The organism is Nocardia sp. NPDC058497, assembly GCF_042720195.1.
Lineage (GTDB): Bacteria > Actinomycetota > Actinomycetes > Mycobacteriales > Mycobacteriaceae > Nocardia.
The window spans coordinates 1-18,183 of the sequence record NZ_JBHXMY010000058.1 but is presented as its reverse complement, the minus strand read 5'-3'; the positions used below and the strand labels follow the sequence as shown (position 1 = coordinate 18,183).

Sequence of the window (18,183 nt, the reverse complement as noted above, 5' to 3'; positions counted from 1 at the left end):
CCTCTCAATCCCGGCCGGGGGGGCTCTGTGTTGGTTAAACTCCCCCGCTCGGGCTGCTTGGGGGGGGCGCGCGGGGTCCTTGGCGCCCGCGGCCATGTTCCGCCCAGGCCGCGGACGACGACGTCGTGGTCGTGGGTCCACTGCAGGTGCACGAAACGATTCGCCAGCGGTGGGCTCAGCTCCCAGCCGTCGGCGGCCGAGGAGCGCGGGTTGGCGGCGGCCACGATGCGGACACCGGGTGGCAGTTGCAGCGCGCCGATTCTGCGCTCGAGGACCACGCGCAGCAGGGCGGCTTGGACGGCGGGCGGTGCGGTCGACAGTTCGTCGAGGAACAGCAGTCCGCGACCGGTGCGGGCGAGTCGAACGGCCCAGTCCGGTGGGGCCATCGGGACACCGTGTGCCGCGGGATCGTCGCCGATGATGGGCAGGCCCGAGAAGTCCGACGGCTCATGCACACTCGCGATCACCGTGGTCAGCGGCAGGTCGAGCGATTCGGCGAGCTGGGTCAGGGCGGCGGTCTTGCCGATTCCGGGCTCGCCCCACAGGAGTACCGGCAGGTCGGCGGCCACGGCCAGCGTCAGCGCCTCCAGTCGGGTATCGGGACGCGGCTCGGTGGTTACCTCGCTCAGCAGAGCCAGCAGTTCGCCCGCGACATCGAGCTGGGAGTCGGCGGCTGGAGCCGGGAGCGGAGCGCGGAGGGTGTGAACAGACATGTGTGAATCACCTTTGTGTTCAGAAGAATTCGATGGATGCGAGAGACGCGAGCCGCACCGGGCAGTGGCCTGGCAGGCCGCGGTGCTCGTCAAATCTTGATCGCGTGGCGTGGGTGCGCGCCGTGCTCGCGGCGGGCGCAGCGGGAAGGGTAACGAAGACCGTGACCGGGTGCGGGTAGCCCGGCCCGGAACAGGCCATAGGTGATCCGGCGCTGCGCGGATGCTTCCAGTTCGTGCAGAAGTGGACCGTCGCGCAGCAGCGCGCCGGGGCCGAGTAGTCCCTCGACGACAGCGAGTGCACCGGCGGTGTCACCGTGGTCCAGACGTTCACGAACGCCGACGAGCCAATCCGGATGACGATGTGCCTGGTCGATGACCCGCAGACAGGGCAGCGGCGTGCCGGTCAGGGCGACCAGCAGTTCCTCGCGCCGGATTTCGGCCGGGTCGTGATCCAGTGCGGCGAGCGCCCCGTTCACCAACCCGATCCGGTGGAGCTCTCCCCGGCACTCGACGAGCCGCTCACCGGCGCTGATCCGGGGTGGGTCGGTCGGCGAACAGTCCGGGTCGAGCGCCGAGGCGACCAGTGGATGCAGCCGATCGGCCGTGATCGCACCCGCGCGGATCAACGCCAGATCGGGCAGCACCCAGGTCGCCGCGTCGGGCAGGACCGGCAGCGCGGACACACCGCCACGCGGGTACTTCTCCGCGATCCGCACTACGGGCGGTTCGTCCCCAGCTGAAGCCATGTCCAGGACCAGGCGTTGCCGTGCTCCGTAGCGCACAAGCACCAGACCGCCCCGAGATCGCTCGGCCCGCAGCAGAATTGCCGCCTCGGCCGACCATCGGTCGACGGCACAATCTTGCGGAACCGGGGCCACGGGGTCCACAGCCCACCGGTCGGTGATAGTGGCGCCGGTGCGATCACTGTCCGCGCGGAATTGCGTTGCACCCGAACGCATCCGCAGCTCGTCGGCCCTGCGCGCGTCCCACAGGTGACGGTGCAGATCGAGCCGGAAACGCCGGTTGGGCCGGGCATGCGGATGCATACTCGTGCCGGATCCCGACCTGGATCCGTCCCACAGCGCGAGACTGATCCGCTGGCCCGAATCCGCCCACGCCGGTGCGGTGCGAACCACCAGATGGACGGAACCCATTCCACTACAACGGCTTTCGCTGGCCTCGGCGTCGTAGCGCGCCAAAACCATCGTCAGCCCCGGCCTGAGCAATCCGTCGGGAGCGACTCGGGGCAGGTGCCAGCGCAACAGATCCGGCGCCAGATGACGCAGATCGGCCCGCACGCGTGCGGCGAGTTCCCGACCATGGGTACGCGCCAGCGCCCGCAGATCGATGTCGACATCGACATGAGCGGCCGCGCAGGCCCCGGCCCAATCCCCGGCGCGGCGCCGGGTGGTCGCGATGTCGATCATGGTGGGCGGCACCGCGAACTCGCGCACGCGCAACCAGAAGGAAAGACGAGAATCCCCGCGATCGAGCGGGAGAGAAGCCGGTTCGATGACCGGCGAGGGGCTCAACGGCCCGGGCGCAGAACGCCCTTTCGACGAGATGTCATGAGCCAAGTATGCACAATGATCAACTACCCGACAAGCGTCGGCGTTCGGCCTGCGACAGCAGATGGCGCCCGACCAGAGGTCAGGCGCCATCTCGCGCGAATATCGCTGTGCTGATTACCCCGCGTCGGCGGCGGCCAGCTCACGCGCCTCGGACTGGGCGCCGACCTGCGGATAGGTCGGGTACTCGATGCCCGAGATGTACTGCACCGTCCGCACCACCTGGCACGAGTAGCCGAATTCGTTGTCGTACCAGACGTACAGAATCGCGGTGTCGCCCTCGACGATCGTGGCGTTGGCGTCGATGATCGACGCCGCGCGCGACCCGATGAAGTCGCTGGAGACCACGTCGTTGGCGGCGGTGTAGTCGAGGTTGCGGCTCAACGGGCCCGCCAGCGAGACCTGACGCAGGTAGGCGAGCACGTCCTCCCGCGTCGTCTCCTGCTCGAGCTGCAGGTTCAAGATCGCGACCGAGACATCGGGCGTAGGCACGCGGATCGAGTTGCCGGTGATCTTGGCCTTGAAGTCCGGCATCGCCTTCGCCACGGCGGAGGCGGCGCCGGTCTCGGTGAGCACCATGTTGAACGGCGCGGACCGGCCACGGCGGTCGGCCTTGTGGTAGTTGTCGAGCAGGTTCTGGTCGTTGGTGAACGAGTGCACCGTCTCCACGTGCCCGCGCAGGATGCCGAATTCGTCGTCCATGGCCTTGAGCGGCGGCACGATCGCGTTGGTGGTGCACGAGGCGCAGGAGAAGATCTCCTGCGTCAGGTCCAGGCTGCGGTGGTTGACGCCGTGCACGATGTTCGGGACGTCGCCCTTGCCCGGCGCGGTGAGCACGACCTTCGCGATGCCGGGGCGCAGGTGCTGGGACAGGCCGTCGCGGTCACGCCAGCGACCGGTGTTGTCGATCAGGATCGCGTTGTCGATGCCGTAGTCGGTGTAGTCGATCGTCGTCGGGTCATCGCTGTAGATGAACTTGATGACGTTGCCGTTCGCGGTGAGCGTGTTGTTGTCCGCGTCGACCTTGATGGTGCCGTTGAAGTGGCCGTGCACCGAGTCCCGGCGCAGCAGCGATGCGCGCTTGGCCAGATCGTCGTCGCCGCCCTTGCGCACCACCACGGCGCGCAGCCGCAGCCCGTTGCCCGATCCCGCCTTCTCGATGAGCAGCCGGGTGACCAGGCGCCCGATGCGGCCGAAGCCGTAGAGGACGACATCGCGCGGGCCCTGCGGCTCGGCCTTGTTGCCGCCGATCACCTCGGCCAGCACCGCCGCGGTGAATTCCGGGATCGACAGTCCGCGATCATCGGCGCGATAGGTCATCACCAGCTGACCGAGGTCGATCTTGCACGGCCCCAGATCCAGCTCGCTGAGCACCTGCAGGAACGGCAGGGTCTCGTCGACGGACAGTTCCTCACCGGCGATCTGCCTGGCGAAACGGTGCGTCCGCAGGATGCTGATCACCGACTTGTTCACCAGCGACCGGCTGTGCAGCAGGATTGTCACACCCTTCGCGCGGTACAGCGTGCCGATGATCGGGATCATCGCCTCGGCAGCGGCTTCCTGAGCATTCCAGCGGTCAAGTTGTTCGGTGGTCAACACACGTCCTCAGGTTTCCTCGATAGGTAGTCCCCATCGATGCTAAAGACGCCCGCGATATCACCGAGACCGGCTCCCCACCGGTGAGGTGTCGGCCACTCCGTGGCGGGAACGATTCGAGCACTACTATGGGCGCCAGCAGCGCGGTGCACCGACGCGATGTCACCGCGACCGGTGACGGGCGTTCACGAAGAGGGGCAGCATGCGATTCACCGCAGCGCTTTCAGTGGCAACCTCCACGGTGATCGTGCTGTCGGCGTTCGTGGCGTCCTGCGCGCCCGCGCCTGTGCAATTTCCTCGCGTCGAGCTCGAGTCCGATCTGGACCAGCTCCTCCGCGACGGCAACGTGCCCGGCGCGCAACTGGTGGCGACCGACCGCGACCAGGTGATCCAGCTCGATGGCGGGTTCGGTGACCTCACCGCCGAGACACCGTTCCCTGATGCGGCGCGCGTGCGGATAGCCAGCAATACCAAAACCTTCGTCGCGTCCGTCGTCATGCAGCTGGTCGGCGAAGGCCGCGCGGCACTCGATGTCGCGGTGGAGCGCTATCTGCCGGGGATGGTGACAGGCCCCGGTGGTGACGGAAACAGGATCACCCTGCGCCAGCTGCTCAGCCATACCAGCGGCATACCCGACTATCTGCCGTTGCTCGGCCTGAGCTCCGAGGCAGATCTGCGGCGATCACGCCCCGTCGACGAGTTGATCGACATGGCGCTGGCCCGTCCGGCGATGTTCGAACCGGGTGCGGAGTTCCGCTATTCGAATACCAATTACCTGCTGCTCGGACAGGTCGTCGAGCGCATCACCGGTGCGTCGATCGCGGACGAGGTCACCCGACGGGTGATCCGCCCGCTCGACCTCACGGATACCTACTGGCCGGACTACCCCGTGGAACAAACGATTCGCGGAGCGCACCCCAGGGCATACCACTACTTCGGCGACAAGCGCGTAGACGTCACCGATATCGACCCCAACTGGGGACTGCCCGATGGAGCCATGGTGTCGAGTGGCCGCGATCTGAATCGGTTCTTCATCGCGCTGGTCTCCGGCCGGCTGGTACCGGCGGCGGAGTTCGCCGAGATGACCCGGACCATGGCGGTCGGACTCCCGGGAATCACCGGTGTCGGGCTCGGACTGTTTCGGCGGAAGTCCAGCTGCGGGCTGGAGGTGTGGGGCCACAACGGCGCCATCTACGGTTTCTCGGTGCTGGTCGCCGCGACCGCGACCAGCGCCGTGACGATCAGCGTCAACCAGATGCCGCGCCTCGCCGACGCCGCCCGATTCGAGCCGGCCGTGCTCGTCGACAAGGCGCTGTGCGCGCTGAACGATCAGCCGACGCCGAGCCCTCGATGACAGCCAAGGAGCTACGCCGGCGGCCGATAGGTGACGTCCCGAGCTACGGCCTCGTCGATCTGCGCAGGTGTCAGCAACCCGACAGTGTGCGACACGGCAGCACCAGCGGCCGCGGTACGAATCGCGAGCGCCGCGGCGGCGACATCGTCCGGGACATCGCCGATGACGAACAGATCATCATCACCGAACGCGAAATAGCAGGCTTCCACCTTTCCGCCCACGCTCTCGACCATCTCCGTGATCGCCGCTTGGCGCGCACTGCCACCCTGCGCGAGGAGCCCAGTCGCCCCTTCCTGGAGATAGCTGACCCGCCACATATATTTGGGCATACCTACCAACCTCCTCAGCTGAGACGATCTCGGCGAGACAGAGCCTAGGACCTCACCGCCCCCGATTCCGCCCGGCACGAACGCTGTCGTCGCAATGATGCGCCACTGCAACTGCGGCGATATCTGAACAGCTCGCATACGGCGCTGGGACAGACGCGCAGTTCATCCGTTTCAGGTGAGGCCGACCGATATTCGACCACCTAGCGTGACCGGGATGACTGCACCGCAGGACATCCGCGGGGGTTTTCCGCATAGCCAGGCTGTGCGTCGCGCCTATGACGAACTCGATTACAACCGGGCATTGGCGATGTATCGGTTCTTCTATCCCACCGTCTCGCTGGAAGCGACCTGGCGCGGAAATCTCAGCGCGGGAGCAGTGCCGAACACTGTGATGGCATTGCTGGTCGGCTCGCCGGACCAGTACGTGTTCACGGCCAACTCCGACACCCCGTACTCCGGACTCACCGTCGACCTGTCCGCCGGGCCGATGGTCGTGGAGATACCGCCCGGCACCCTCATGGGCACGGCCAACGACCTCAACCAGCTCTGGGTACTCGACCTGGGCCTGCCCGGCCCCGCCGGCGCCGACGGCGGTAAGCACCTGCTGCTGCCACCCGGCTACGCCGGTCCGGTCCCCGAGGGATATTTCCCGGGTACCGCAACGACCAACCGGGTCCTTGTCCTCGTGCGCGCACTGCCCCACGGCACCGACGTCGACGCGGCGATCGCACTGATGCAGCAGATCACGGTGTATCCGCTGGGCGCCGATGCCGAGTCGAATCCGGTGGACTGGGTCGATCTGTCGGTGCAGCAGGGCTGGGACTTCTCGCCCGTGCGCTGGGAGGACAACCTCGACTACTGGCGGGTCCTGCACGAGATTCTGCAGACCGAACCGCCCAATCCCGCCTACCGCCACCAGTACGGGGAACTCGCGGCCCTGGGCATCGTGCGCGACGCTCCGTTCTACCCCGACCGGCGGATGACCGCCATCCTCACCGATGCGGCACGGCGCGGTCACCTGCACCTGTGCGTGCAGTCGTTCGCCGACCGCCGCCTGGACCGGATCGTGTGGCCGGACAGCCGGTGGGAGTGGGCTGTGCTGCGCCCGGAGAACGGCACCTTCGACACCGACGGCTACACCGACCTGTACGCGCGGGAGAAATGGTTCTACCAAGCCCAGATCGAATCCCCCGCCATGTTCGCCCGCGAACCCGGCGCGGGATCGCTGTACTGGCTCGGCCTGCGCGATTCCGCGGGCGCCTACCTCGAGGGCGCCGGCTATTACAGCCTTACCGTGCCGCAGCCGGTCCCGGCGAGTCTGTTCTGGTCCATCACCGTCTACGACGCGCGCACCCGCAGCGAACTGAAAGCACCACAGAACCGAGCCGCCCTGCGCTCCCTGTACGAACTCGCCGACATCGACACCGCCGCCCCGCTCACCCTCTACTTCGGGCCGACCCCACCACCGAACACCCCGACCGATCGCTGGGTCCAAACCATCCCGGGCACAGGCTGGTTCACCTACTTCCGCGTCTACGGTCCGACCGGCCCGGCCTTCGACGGCACCTGGCAGCTACCGGACTTCCATCGCCACGGATGACCTCATCCCGGCTCACCGGGACGCGCGGACGACCTCCTGAGCTCAGGCGGGCACGCCGCGTCCGCGCAGCATGCGCAGGCACAGCCGGACGAAGCGCCACAGGCCCGCCAGGGTGCCGCGGCCGGCGAGGACGGTGGTGACGGTGCTGGTCGTCGGCGCGGGCAGCGGGCGGCCGGCGAAGCGATCGTCGAGCCAGTCGAACATCAGGGGCGCGGCGAAGATCGCGAGCGTCACATGTTCGCTGAGGCGGTCGCGCAGGTAGGTGACGTGGGCGCCGCCGGCACGGTAGCGCTGCACCTGGCCGTCGACGTCGTCCACCGAGATGAGCGGGTCGGCGACACTCTGGACGACGAGCATCGGCATCGTCGGGGTGCGCAGGCCCAATTGCAGACTCTGCATGAGCGCCACGATCTCCGGCTGGGCCAGCATGTCTGCCAACGGCTTGGTCGTCAGGTCGTCCCAGTCCATCAGCGGTGCGCGCAGCAGGGCGCCCACGGTGGTCCGATCGGTCAGTGCCGTCAGCCGACGTTCCGCGGCGGACGTGGTGGTTTCTTCCAGAGCGGCGTCGAGAGCCGGTGAGACCCGGCGTAATCCGGCCACGACCATCCCGGGTAGGCCCGAGAACACCGAACCGTTCAGCCGCAGGAAGGTGGAGGCGGGGTCACCGACCGGCGATCCGGCGGCCGCGCCGACGATGGTCAGTTCGGGTGCGTAGGTGCCGGCCATCTCCGCGGTCCACGAAGTCGCCATGCCGCCACCGGAGTAGCCGAACAGGCCGACGGGAGTCCGCGCGTCGAGGCCGAGTTCGGCGAAACCCAGTGTGGCTCTGATGCCGTCGAGCGAACGGTATCCCGGTTCCCGTGGCGCGCCGAACACACCGAGCATGCCCTCGTGGTCGGGCACGGCGACGATCCACCCACGCTCGAGCGCGCAGCCGATGAGGAACAGCTCGAACTGCGGCACCGAACCGAGCGCGCGTGCGCCCTGCCGCAGGGCGTAGGACGGGAAGCACCGCGACGACACCGCGTCGATCGCGCACTGGAAGCTGAGTACCCGCTCGGGACGAGCGGCGTCAGGATCGGGCACCAGCACGGTCACCACCGTCGTATCCGGCCGATCATCGAGATCTGTTGTGCGGTATAGCAACTGCCATGCTGTGAACGGCTGCCGGATGATTCCGAATGCACCGACCGTCACCGGCCGGGTGTGCAGGATGGTGCCGGGTGCCGTCGTCTCCCAGCCGAGCGGCGGGGTGTGGAACGGATCGTCCTCGGGACGAAGCGCCCGTCCGGGGTGCGGGAAACGCCGCGGCGCCACCGGCGCGCATTCGTCGTAGACGTCGACATTGACGGTCATCTGGGGTCCTTCCTGCCCGGGACCCCCATTGGTCCCGGTGCCCATTTACAGCCACAGCGCGACAAGGCGCCGAATCACACACGGCCGCACCACAATTCTTATGGAACGCAACGGTTCCTGTCACTGTACGAATGCGAGAATCGGATGCCCCGAATTCCTACTTCAGCGGCAGTGCGCCACCCGCGCCGCCCACGTCGACGATCTTCCAGCCGTTGCCCGCGTCGACGGTGACGGCGTAGTGGACAGTGGTGCGTGTCCTGTCGGTGGTCTGCGCGCTGGTGGAGTTCACGTCGACATAGACGTCGACCTGAAAGACCTGCGCCGTCTTCGAGGCCACCTTCGCGCTGGACGCGGTGCCCTCGGAGGTCCACTGCATCGGGACGAGGATGTCCTTCAATTTCGGTGCGGTGGCGTCGAATTTGGCGGCGAGCTCGGTGGAGGTGCCCGCTTTGAGCCTGCCGACCCAGGAGTCGACGTCCTTGTAGTCCACCCGCGACGCGCCGACGGCGTAGTCGGTGGCCAGCCGCTCGGCGTGCCGATCGTCGGCCGCGCCCTGCGCCACGGCTTGCAGGTCGGCACGGGCGTTCCACCACAGCACCCCGAAGCACACACCCGCCAGCACGCCGAGGACTGCGACCACAGCTGTCAGTACCGTCGACACGGGCAGTGTCAGTTGCCTTCCGGGCGAACGCATCTCCACCGGATGGTGCTCGGCGGGCTCGTCCTCGGTGGGGCTGGGCGCTGGCAGGGTCTGCGCGGTCATCTGTTCCTCGATTGCTGTGGCGGCTATTTGACGTTGACCCGCAGGTGCAGCGCGCCCGCGGGTGCGCTCGCGGCGGCCGCCGACCCGATCAGGGCGCTCAGGTCCAGGCGGCCCGCCGAGTCGGTGGCGGCGTCGGCGAGTGGTTGCAGGGCAGGAGCGAGCGGCGCGAGTTCGGGGCCTGCCTTGTCGATCCAGTCGGTGAGCTGGTCGAGGAACGGGACCAGGCCGTGCCCCTCGACATACATCTCCGGTGTGTTGCCGGTGCGCACCAGCCGCTGCACCGCCTCGGCGATCTCGTCGACGCGCTGTCCGAACTCGACGAAATTCGGTGCGGCGGCGGTGAAGGCGGGCCCGGTCCAGGTCATATCGGGGGTGACCCGCTCGAGGTCGGCGAGCAGCTGACCGTAAGTGGCCGAGCGGCTCATCAGCATGGCGGCCACGAGGTCGCTCGACCGCGCAAGGCGCGGCACCAGCTCGCCGGTTCCCCGCATCGCGGCCTCGGCGGTGGCGATCAGGCGGTCGAGGACCTGCGGATCGAGTTGTTCCATCGCCTCGGCGACGAGGCGGGCAACCTCGGCGATGGCCAGTGGCGCCCGGATCTTCTCCCCCGCCAGCGTCTGTCCGTCGCGGACGAACGGACCCTGCGTGGAACTGGGCGCGAACACCACGTAGGGCTCGCCCAGTCCGGACAGTGATTCGATGAAGACCGTGCTGTCCACCGGGATCTCGTAGCGCGCGTCGATGGCGAACCGCACCGCGACCCGCCCGCGCGCCCGCTGCACGCCGGTGACGGAACCGACCTCGACACCGCGCAGCAGGATCGGCGAACCAGGCAGCAGCCCCGCTGAATCCGGCAATTCGAGGGTGGCGGCGAGCTGTTCGCGCAGCGGCTCGTACCGCACCACGCCGAAAGTCAGGTACCCGACGCCGACCAGGGAGATGACGGCGATGCCGAGCAGCGAGACGAGCGGACCGGTCTTCATCGCACTGCCCCGATCATCCGCAGTGCCTGCACGATCGAGGCGACCTGTTCGTCGGTGCTCGCCGGGCCGTCCTCGCCCGGGGTGACCCGCGCCCCTACGATGTTCACCTTCGGGCCGCGCTCGACGAACGGAATGATCCGGTCGCGGATCAGCGAGACCAGCGCGTTCAGATTCGACGGCGCCGACAGATCCAGGGGCCGACCGGTGAGCGCCAGCGGCACGAACGCCCTGGCCGCCGCGTCACCGGAGGCGGCGAGCGGAGCCAGCCACGCCAGCGAGTGCGCCACCGCGCCGAGGGCGCCGAGCACTCCGACCACGTTGACGATGGAGGCGACCGATGCCGAGGCCTGGGCCACACCGGGTTCGGTGAGCAGCTCGGCGAGTTGTTCCTTCCTGGCGTCGACGGTGCCGACCATCTGGCTCATGCCGTCGAGCAGGGTGTCGGCGGTGTGCAGGTTCGCCGCCAGGTCCTGGGCGTCGGCCCCGATCACCTGGGCGATCCGCCGGGTCTCGGCCGGGTTGTCGGGGAAGACCGTGTTGAGCTGGTCGACGATGTCCTGGAAGCGGGTGATCGCACCGCCATGGACCAGGGTCGACAAGCCGGCCAGGGTGTCCTCGATCTGGGTGGCGGGTTTCGTCTGCGCCCGCGGAATCACCCCGCCGGGACGCAGCCGGGGCGCCTGCCCGCCCGCGGTGGACGTCAGCTCGATGTGGATGTCGCCGAGCACCGTGTTCTGGCGCAGCTGGGCGACAGTGTCGGTGCGCAGCACGACGGACTCGGCGATGCCGGTGGTGACGAGCACGTAGCCGCCGGTCGTGGCGTCTACCACGGCCACGTCGGCCACCGTCCCGACGCGCACACCGTCGGCCATCACCTTCGCCCTGGCGGGCAGGTTGAGCGCGTTGGCGAACTCGATCCGCACCGGATAGGTCGTGCCGTCGATCCCGGTGCCGGGCACCGGCACCGAGGCGGGGTCGAACGCGCAGCCCGTCGCGGAGAGCGCGACAACCGAGGCCACCGCCGCCACCGCGCGCCACCGGTGTGGGCCGGTCGAGTGATTCATCGTGCTCCTGCCATTCCGAAGACCAACCGCGACAGCGGAATCCGTGTATCACCGGGACCACAGTCCGGTGTGCCGCCGAGCGCGCACAGCTGCGCCGTGATCTCCGGCGGCACCGTGACGACCGGCGGGGCGTAGTCGATGCCGCGCGCCGGGTCCGCGACCGATCGGGCGGCCGCGGCCAGCACGGGGACCTTGACGGCGATGTCACGCAACGTGTCCACGTTCACCCGGATCAGCCGCACGAGCGGGATCGAGGCATCGAGCACCCGGAAGATCGGGTCACCGAACATCGACGTGATCTCGTTCAGCATCGGCAGTACACGCTGGAACCCGTCGATGATCTCGACGGTGCGGCTGAACAATTGGTTGTTCACCTGGTCGAGTACGGTGGCCAGCCGGGTCAGCATCAGCCGGATGTCACCCCATCGATCGGCCACGCTGCCGGAGATCGCGGCGAGCGACTCGATGATGCCGCCCAGATGCGCGATCGAGGCATCGGGACTGTCCAGCAGGGCGGCGAGATCGGTGATCCCGGCATTGATCTCGGGCCCGGTGCCGGCCGTGGCGCTGTCGAGCGCCGCCAGCCCGCGCCGCAATGCGTCCCTGGTACCGGACTCGGGACCGAGCGTCTGGCGGGCCAGTCCGGCGACCGCGTCGAGCGTCTGGGTCATGCTCTTGGGCGTGAGAGTCCTGGTGATACAGCCGTTCTCGTCGCGCTGCCGGGCCGGGTCACCGCCGGGCAGGACCGCCAGTTCCCGGTCGGCGACGATCGTGTCGGACACGGTGACCGCCGCGGCATCGGCCGGGACGGGGTGGCGTTCGTCGACGGCGAAGTCGACCCGCACCGTGGCGCCCCGCGGGTCGATCGCGGTGACCTCGCCGACCGTCATGCCGCGCAGGGTCACATGGTTGCCGACATAGAGCCCGATGGTGTCGGGCAGCACGGCGCAATAGGTCCTGGTTGCCACAGGTGGACGCAGCACCAGCAGATAGGCGGCGACGGCCACCACCGACACCGCCACGGTGGCGACCACGGAGACGAACCCTCGGGAGGAGACCAGACGGCGCAGCATCAGCACACCCGTCCCGGCACCGGAACACACACCGCGGTGCCCGAACCCAGCGTGGTCGCCGACTGATCGATGACGACCGAACCGGGCACCGGGACCAGCGCGCTCAACCGCTGGGCCAGATCGCGCACCCCGTCGATGACGGGTTGCAGGCGGTCACCGAGCGCGACGAGTTCGGGCACGGCGTCGGCGAGCTTGCGCGCCATCGGCCGCAGCGTCGTCTCCCACGCGGGCTGGACGCCGGCGAGGCGACTCACCACCCGATCGAGCTGTTCCACCGCGACTCTGACCTCACTCTGTTTGTCGGCCAACATGGTTTCGAGCAGCGAGATCTTCTCCACGAGCCTGCCGAGTTCGCCGCGCGCCTGTTCCACGGCACCGAGCTGTTCGTCCGCGATCGCGATCGCCTTGCCGACCTCCTCGCGCTGCCGGTCGAGGGCGGTGACGAACTGCCCGATCCCGGCCACGGTCTCGCGGATACCCTCCGGACTCGCGGCGATCGAGGTGCTCAGTGCCTCGAGATTCGAACGCAGGCGGTCACCGTCGACCGCCCGCCGCGGGTCGACAGCGTCCTGGAAGGCCTGGGCGAGGTTGTAGGGCAGGCGCACCCGGGGGGCGGGGAACGCCGGGCGGCCCCGCGGGCGGGGTCCCGCCGGGGGCGCCCCGCCCGAGTGCCCGCCGACGATGGTGAGCATCCGGATGTCGAGTCCGGTCTCGGCGCCGACGAAGACCGCGTCGTCGACTGTGAAGGTCATCTCGACGTGTTCGTCGGTGAGCTCCAGTCCGGTCACCGCACCGACCGGCACCCCGGCCAGTCGCACATCGTCGCCGACCCGCACCGCCTGCGCCTCGGGCAGCAGCGCGGTGTAGGACCGCTTGCCGAACGGCACCGCGTACAGCGCGGCCACCGCGAGCAGGATCCCGGCCAGCACGACGATGCCCGCCAGGCCGACCCACAGTTCGGTGCGCCGCATCGTGGCCGCGTCGCGACTGCTCACGAACCCGCGCACCCCGGCGATCACCCGGCTCAGCCTCGACATACCGACACCTTCTGTCCGGCGAACAGGATCGCGACGGGCGCGGGCACCTCGGCTTCGCCCTTCGCACAGGTTGTTTCGACACCGGCGCCAGTCGACGGGAGTGCCGTGCGCAGACTCGCGAGCAGCGACGGCAGCTTGCCGAGGATCTCGGCCACCGCCGCCGGGTCGGGCACCGCGTGCCGCAGGGCGTCGGCAAGGTCGGGGTTCTCGTTCTCGGTGAGGCCGAGCGTGGCCAGCAGCGAGTCGACCGGTCCGAGTACCGGCGGCGCCGTCATGGCGAAGTCGATCAATCCGTTGACCTTGATCTGCAGCGAAGTGAACACGTCGGCCAGTTTCGACAGCAGGGTGACCAGGTGCTGGGACCGGCCGCCGAGCGCGTCGGAGATCCCGGCGAGGTTGGTGATCAGCGTGGTGATGAGCGCCTGCCGGTCGGCGACGTAGCCGCTGAGCGTGCCGATGGCCGCGAGCGCGGGGCCGATGCCGTTCCCGTCGCCCTCGATCACCGCGAGCAGGCTGGTGGTGAACTGGTTCAGCGCCTCGGGCGACAGCGTCGCCAGCACCGGCTTCAAGCCGTTGAACAGCGCGGTCACATCGAACGAGGCGATGGTGCGGTCGGTGCCGATGGTGGCTCCCGCCGGTGTCTTCCCGGTCGGAGTCGCCGGCTGCTGGAGGTCTACATAGCGCTGGCCGGTCAGATTCTGGTACCGGATCGCCAGGTGCGAGTTGTCGTGGACCGACGTGCCGGTGCGCACCGAGAAGCCGACGATCGCCTCGGTGCCGCGGAGCGAGATGTCGTGCACCTTGCCCACCTGGACGCCGTAGAGCCGGATGTCGTCACCGGTCTTCAGCCCGTTCACATCGGTGAACACGGCCCGATAGTCCACGGTGTCACCGGCGACCGGCCGCTGGATGGCGGTGACGACCAGGCCGAGTACGGCGATCATCGTCGCGGCGAAAAGCACCAGCCGCCACGCGGATCCGCTGACCGACGTCATCGCGGGATCACCTGCCCGCCCAGCAGCGGGATCATCGGCACCGGTGCGATCCTCAGGTCCACGTCGACGTTCAGCACCGGCCCCGACTCGGTCTCGGCCATGGCCGAGCGCAGATTCGCGAGCAGGGCGGTCAGGTCGGCGCTGCTGCGCTGCGGGTCCGGTACCGCATTCGCCACCGCGGACAGCAGCGGCACCGCCATGGCGACGTAGGCCGGAAACTGTTCGCTCGCATGCGTCATCGTGGTTTGCAGCGCGGGGAACAACCGCTCCACCACCATGCTCACGGTGGCGTCGAACCGGGCCCGATCGTTGCGCAGTGCGTCGATCCGGTAGACGCGGTCGATCACGTCGACCGTCGCGCCCGCGAACGGCGCCGCGCCCGCGATCGCGGTGCCGAGCTGCTCCAGCTGGAACGAGGGCGGCAGGGTCTGGTTGTCGGCGACGGTGCGCGCGGTCACCACCATGGCCTGCAACAGCGGCGTGAAAGCCTGGATGTCGGTGGCGAGTTGGTCCAGGACGACGGCGAGCCGGGCGGCCAGTGCCTGGTCGCCGACCGTGGACAGGCCGCGCAGCAGGTTGCCCATCGTCGCGTCGACGGTATCCGCGGCCCGCGCGCCGGTCAGGTCGACGACCGACCCGGTGCGCAACGGCCCGCCCCCACGACCGGGGCGCAGCTGGATCTCGCTGATGCCGAACAGGTTCGAGGTCGCGTAGTCGACCCTCATGCTGTCGTCGATGCCGTCGAGCTGTGCCCGGTCCACGTCCAGCGTGATCGTCTGCGTACCCGGACCGACCGGGGCGATCTCGGTGACCTGCCCGACGAGGACGCCGTCGGCGCGCACCCGAGTGCCGACGACGATGCCGTCACCGAGACGCTCTGTGCGCAGCACGATCTCGGTGCCCGCGACCTCGTCGCCGGAGCCGGCGACCCGCCAGCCCAGCAGCCCCACCGCGACGGCGACGACGGTCACCGCCCCCACCACCATGGCCGCGCGCTGCTGGATGGCCACCCCTGGCAATCCGTAATTCGGCATCCCTACCCCGTGAAATCGATGGCGGCGTTGAATCCCCACAACGCGATGGACAACAACATGTCGATGGCGATGATCGCGACGAAGCTGGCGCGCACCGCCTGGCCGGAGGCGATACCCACACCCTGGGGGCCACCGGCGGCGAAAAAGCCGTAGTAGCACTGGATCAGGATCACCACCGTCGCGAAGATCGCGACCTTCACCACCGCGGCGATCACGTCGAATCCGGTGACGAACTGGAAGAAGTAGTGGTCGTAGACGCCCGCGGACTGGCCGTGCACCAGCGTGATCACCGCCCGGCAGGACAGGTACGACAAGATCAGGCCGATCAGGAAGGTCGGGATGATCGCGATCGCGCCCGCGATCACCCGGGTGGTCACCACGAACGGAATCGAGCGCAGGCCCAGCGCCTCGATCGCGTCGATCTCCTCCGAGATCCGCATCGAGCCGATCTCCGCGGTCATCCGGCAGCCGGCCTGGGCGGCGAACCCGATCGCGGCGGCGATCGGGGCGAGCTCACGGGTGGTGGCGTAGGCCGAGATCAGGCCGGTGACCGGTCCCATGCCCAGCATGTTCAAGGTCGCGAACGACTCGACCGCCACCGAGCCACCCATCGCCAGACCCAGCACGATCATCATCGGCACCGTGCCGCCACCGACGATCACCGAACCGCTGCCCCAGGTCATCCCCGAGATCGAGCGCATCGTCTCGGCCCGGTAGCGGCGCAGCGTCAGCGGGACCGCCGAGAGCGCCTGCCACACGAAACCCAGTGCGAAGCCGAGGTTTTCGAGTGGCCGGGTCACGCCACCGTTACGCCGCCACCGGTCGATCCGGCCGAGCCCCCACGGGGCATAGGTCGAACTCATGCCAGTCTCGTCGGCAGGAACATGGCGGTCACCTGGGTGATCGCGAGATTGACCACGACGATGCAGACGACCGAGAGCACCACCGACGCGTTCACCGCGTCGGCCACACCGCGCGGCCCGCCCTTGGCCTCCAGTCCGCGCTGGCAGGCGATCATCACGACGAGGAAGCCGAAGATCACCGCTTTCACCAGCGAGACCCCCACATCGGCGACGGTGGTGAAGGAACCGAACGTCGCCCAGTAGCTGCCCGGCGTGACGTTCTGTCCGCCGATCGCCACCAGGTACCCGGCCAGCACGCCGACGAAGATGATCAGGATGTTGAGCAGCGGCGCCACCAGCACCATCGCCACCATGCGCGGGATCACCAGCCGGTGCACCGGACTGATGCCCATGGTGTGCAGCGCGTCGATCTCCTCGCGGATGGTGCGCGCGCCGAGGTCGGCCGCGATGGCCGAGGCGCCCGCCCCACCGAGCAGGAAGCCGGTCGCCATCGGCGCACCCTGTTTGATCACGCCGAGGCCGCCGGTGGCGCCGAGCAGCGAATCGGCGCCGAGGGTGTGGATCAGATTGCCCACCTGCACCGAGACGATCACGCCGAACGGCACCGCCATCAGGATCGCGGGGATCGCCGTGACAGTCACCAGTCGCCATGCCTGCGTCAGGGTTTCGCGCCACTGCAGCTTGCCGCCGACGAGGTCGGTGCAGGCGCCGAGCACCGAGGAGACCGCGAGCACGATCGCGCGGCCGAGGGTGCGGACCGCCGAGCCGAGGGTGTCGGTGACGTTCTTTCCGATCAGACCGGGCAGGCCGGGGTCCGGTTCGCGAATCCGTTGCGGTGCGATCGTCGGTGTACCGCCGAGGAGGTTGTCCTCCAATGCTTCGGTGCCTCCCCTCGAAACCACCCGAAATGTGATCCGGGCCATAACCATGACGATGTTCGAACCTATGGAAGACCGCGATGTGCTGTCACTGCACGATGTCGAGAACCTGCCGGTGCCGAATTTGTCTCACAGAACTAAACGGTTCCCCGCACGGCCTGTTGCGGAACACCCCAGATCTAATTGGTCAACTGACCAGTTCACGGGAATTTTGCTGTGACCTGGTTTACGGTCACAATCTGCCAATGCCGTCCGGTCGCCCGCTCAGCCTCGATACGCCACTCATCAGCCGGTCCATTCCCCGGCTGGCGGAACTCGCGACCGAGTTGCTCGACGCGGGCCTGGCCCAGATCCCCGGGACCGAACAGTTGCCGCCCGGCCATTTCGCCGAGGACGTCACGCCGTCCATCGTCGCGGTGGCGGCGGCGATCCTGCGGGCGATCGACGAGCAACGCGACCTCGACCCCGACGAGATCGCGGCGCTGGTGGTTCCGGTGGTCGAGCGCCAGGCCGAAGAGCGCATCCCGCTGCGAATGTCGGTCAAGGTGTTCTTCGGGGGCGTGCACCGACTCTGGCGCGAGGTCGCCGCGCAAGCGCGACCGGAGGACCTTCCTGATCTGATCAGCCTGTCCGACCTGCTGCTGGTCTTGCTCGAGCAGCTCAACATCATCATGGCCGAGATCCATTCCGACGTCGTCCAGTCGATCTTCGGCACCGAGCGGGAGGCCCGCCGCGAACTATCCTCGGCTCTGCTCCACGGCGGGTCGGCGGAGGAGCTGGCCATTCGCGCCGATGTCTCACTCGCCGACGAATACGATCTGCTCGCGGTGCGCGTTCCGGCCGGTGACCGGCGGATGCCGGTGGCCGAAGCCGCCGTCGCGCGGCGACGCGTCCGGCTCGCCAGGGAAATGCTCAACGACCTGTCCGGAATGAGTCCACTGCACACGTTCGACGGCACGACCGGATACGTTCTGCTC

16 protein-coding genes and 1 pseudogene are annotated in these 18,183 nt (G+C 68.5%); 3 read left to right on the top strand and 14 right to left on the bottom strand.

Annotation, left to right across the window (positions count from 1 at the left end; translation table 11 throughout):
• The 3 genes from ACFWPJ_RS06815 to ACFWPJ_RS06805 form a co-directional block, all read right to left on the bottom strand.
• A partial coding sequence (locus ACFWPJ_RS06815; protein WP_378848097.1) for an AAA family ATPase occupies nt 1-713 on the bottom strand: 713 nt, incomplete at its 3' end.
• Between the two features lie 89 nt (nt 714-802).
• Nucleotides 803-2,167, bottom strand: a complete 1,365-nt coding sequence (locus ACFWPJ_RS06810) for a hypothetical protein (protein WP_378848094.1) — start codon at nt 2,165-2,167, stop codon at nt 803-805.
• 231 nt (nt 2,168-2,398) lie between these two features.
• Nucleotides 2,399-3,877: a glyceraldehyde-3-phosphate dehydrogenase gene (locus ACFWPJ_RS06805; protein WP_378848092.1), complete on the bottom strand. Its 1,479-nt coding sequence runs from the start codon at nt 3,875-3,877 to the stop codon at nt 2,399-2,401.
• Between the two features lie 226 nt (nt 3,878-4,103).
• On the opposite strand from ACFWPJ_RS06805, the gene ACFWPJ_RS06800 reads away from it, so the two are divergent.
• The gene (locus ACFWPJ_RS06800) at nt 4,104-5,231 is read left to right on the top strand and encodes a serine hydrolase domain-containing protein (RefSeq protein WP_378848090.1); all 1,128 of its coding nucleotides are present in this window, start codon (nt 4,104-4,106) and stop codon (nt 5,229-5,231) included.
• A gap of 11 nt (nt 5,232-5,242) precedes the next feature.
• On the opposite strand, the gene ACFWPJ_RS06795 is transcribed toward ACFWPJ_RS06800, so the two are convergent.
• Nucleotides 5,243-5,560, bottom strand: a complete 318-nt coding sequence (locus ACFWPJ_RS06795; protein ID WP_378848102.1) for a GYD domain-containing protein — start codon at nt 5,558-5,560, stop codon at nt 5,243-5,245.
• A gap of 214 nt (nt 5,561-5,774) precedes the next feature.
• On the opposite strand from ACFWPJ_RS06795, the gene ACFWPJ_RS06790 reads away from it, so the two are divergent.
• A complete protein-coding gene (locus tag ACFWPJ_RS06790) occupies nt 5,775-7,160 on the top strand; it encodes a DUF1214 domain-containing protein (RefSeq protein ID WP_378848087.1) in 1,386 nt (461 codons plus the stop codon).
• Nucleotides 7,161-7,202: 42 nt separating this feature from the next.
• Here the strand turns inward: ACFWPJ_RS06790 and ACFWPJ_RS06785 are convergent, their stop codons facing one another.
• The 10 genes from ACFWPJ_RS06785 to ACFWPJ_RS06740 form a co-directional block, all read right to left on the bottom strand.
• Nucleotides 7,203-8,516 (bottom strand): lipase family protein, encoded by a 1,314-nt coding sequence (locus ACFWPJ_RS06785; protein WP_378848085.1) that lies wholly within the window; start codon nt 8,514-8,516, stop codon nt 7,203-7,205.
• A 157-nt stretch (nt 8,517-8,673) separates the two neighbouring features.
• Complete coding sequence (locus ACFWPJ_RS06780; RefSeq protein ID WP_378848082.1) at nt 8,674-9,279, bottom strand: hypothetical protein; 606 nt, start codon at nt 9,277-9,279, stop codon at nt 8,674-8,676.
• Nucleotides 9,280-9,302: 23 nt separating this feature from the next.
• Nucleotides 9,303-10,262, bottom strand: coding sequence for an MlaD family protein (locus ACFWPJ_RS06775; protein ID WP_378848079.1), 960 nt, complete (start codon nt 10,260-10,262; stop codon nt 9,303-9,305).
• A complete protein-coding gene (locus tag ACFWPJ_RS06770) occupies nt 10,259-11,326 on the bottom strand; it encodes an MlaD family protein (RefSeq protein WP_378848077.1) in 1,068 nt (355 codons plus the stop codon). Before ACFWPJ_RS06770 ends, ACFWPJ_RS06775 begins: the two co-directional genes overlap by 4 nt.
• Nucleotides 11,323-12,399 (bottom strand): MlaD family protein, encoded by a 1,077-nt coding sequence (locus ACFWPJ_RS06765; protein WP_378848074.1) that lies wholly within the window; start codon nt 12,397-12,399, stop codon nt 11,323-11,325. The genes ACFWPJ_RS06770 and ACFWPJ_RS06765 overlap by 4 nt, the downstream gene beginning before the upstream one ends.
• Complete coding sequence (locus tag ACFWPJ_RS06760) at nt 12,399-13,436, bottom strand: MlaD family protein (protein WP_378848072.1); 1,038 nt, start codon at nt 13,434-13,436, stop codon at nt 12,399-12,401. Before ACFWPJ_RS06760 ends, ACFWPJ_RS06765 begins: the two co-directional genes overlap by 1 nt.
• Complete coding sequence (locus tag ACFWPJ_RS06755; RefSeq protein ID WP_378848069.1) at nt 13,424-14,431, bottom strand: MlaD family protein; 1,008 nt, start codon at nt 14,429-14,431, stop codon at nt 13,424-13,426. The genes ACFWPJ_RS06760 and ACFWPJ_RS06755 overlap by 13 nt, the downstream gene beginning before the upstream one ends.
• Nucleotides 14,428-15,465 carry an MlaD family protein gene (locus ACFWPJ_RS06750; protein ID WP_378848066.1) on the bottom strand — a complete coding sequence of 346 codons (1,038 nt, stop codon included), beginning with the start codon at nt 15,463-15,465 and terminating at the stop codon, nt 14,428-14,430. Before ACFWPJ_RS06750 ends, ACFWPJ_RS06755 begins: the two co-directional genes overlap by 4 nt.
• Before the next feature lie 2 nt (nt 15,466-15,467).
• On the bottom strand, nt 15,468-16,328 hold the full coding sequence (locus ACFWPJ_RS06745; protein WP_378848064.1) for an ABC transporter permease: 861 nt from the start codon (nt 16,326-16,328) through the stop codon (nt 15,468-15,470).
• Nucleotides 16,325-17,134: an MlaE family ABC transporter permease gene (locus ACFWPJ_RS06740; protein WP_378848099.1), complete on the bottom strand. Its 810-nt coding sequence runs from the start codon at nt 17,132-17,134 to the stop codon at nt 16,325-16,327. The genes ACFWPJ_RS06745 and ACFWPJ_RS06740 overlap by 4 nt, the downstream gene beginning before the upstream one ends.
• Nucleotides 17,135-17,451: 317 nt before the next feature.
• On the opposite strand from ACFWPJ_RS06740, the pseudogene ACFWPJ_RS06735 reads away from it, so the two are divergent.
• A pseudogene (locus ACFWPJ_RS06735) lies at nt 17,452-18,183 on the top strand (PucR family transcriptional regulator); the annotation flags it as partial.

Excerpts from the sequence above, each read along its gene's own strand:
- ACFWPJ_RS06795 (WP_378848102.1), bottom strand. The coding sequence starts at position 5,560 with ATGCCCAAATATATGTGGCGGGTCAGCTATCTCCAGGAAGGGGCGACT.
- ACFWPJ_RS06790 (WP_378848087.1), top strand. The coding sequence starts at position 5,775 with ATGACTGCACCGCAGGACATCCGCGGGGGTTTTCCGCATAGCCAGGCT.
- ACFWPJ_RS06785 (WP_378848085.1), bottom strand. The coding sequence starts at position 8,516 with ATGACCGTCAATGTCGACGTCTACGACGAATGCGCGCCGGTGGCGCCG.
- ACFWPJ_RS06780 (WP_378848082.1), bottom strand. The coding sequence starts at position 9,279 with ATGACCGCGCAGACCCTGCCAGCGCCCAGCCCCACCGAGGACGAGCCC.
- ACFWPJ_RS06775 (WP_378848079.1), bottom strand. The coding sequence starts at position 10,262 with ATGAAGACCGGTCCGCTCGTCTCGCTGCTCGGCATCGCCGTCATCTCC.
- ACFWPJ_RS06770 (WP_378848077.1), bottom strand. The coding sequence starts at position 11,326 with ATGAATCACTCGACCGGCCCACACCGGTGGCGCGCGGTGGCGGCGGTG.
- ACFWPJ_RS06765 (WP_378848074.1), bottom strand. The coding sequence starts at position 12,399 with ATGCTGCGCCGTCTGGTCTCCTCCCGAGGGTTCGTCTCCGTGGTCGCC.
- ACFWPJ_RS06760 (WP_378848072.1), bottom strand. The coding sequence starts at position 13,436 with ATGTCGAGGCTGAGCCGGGTGATCGCCGGGGTGCGCGGGTTCGTGAGC.
- ACFWPJ_RS06755 (WP_378848069.1), bottom strand. The coding sequence starts at position 14,431 with ATGACGTCGGTCAGCGGATCCGCGTGGCGGCTGGTGCTTTTCGCCGCG.
- ACFWPJ_RS06750 (WP_378848066.1), bottom strand. The coding sequence starts at position 15,465 with ATGCCGAATTACGGATTGCCAGGGGTGGCCATCCAGCAGCGCGCGGCC.
- ACFWPJ_RS06745 (WP_378848064.1), bottom strand. The coding sequence starts at position 16,328 with ATGAGTTCGACCTATGCCCCGTGGGGGCTCGGCCGGATCGACCGGTGG.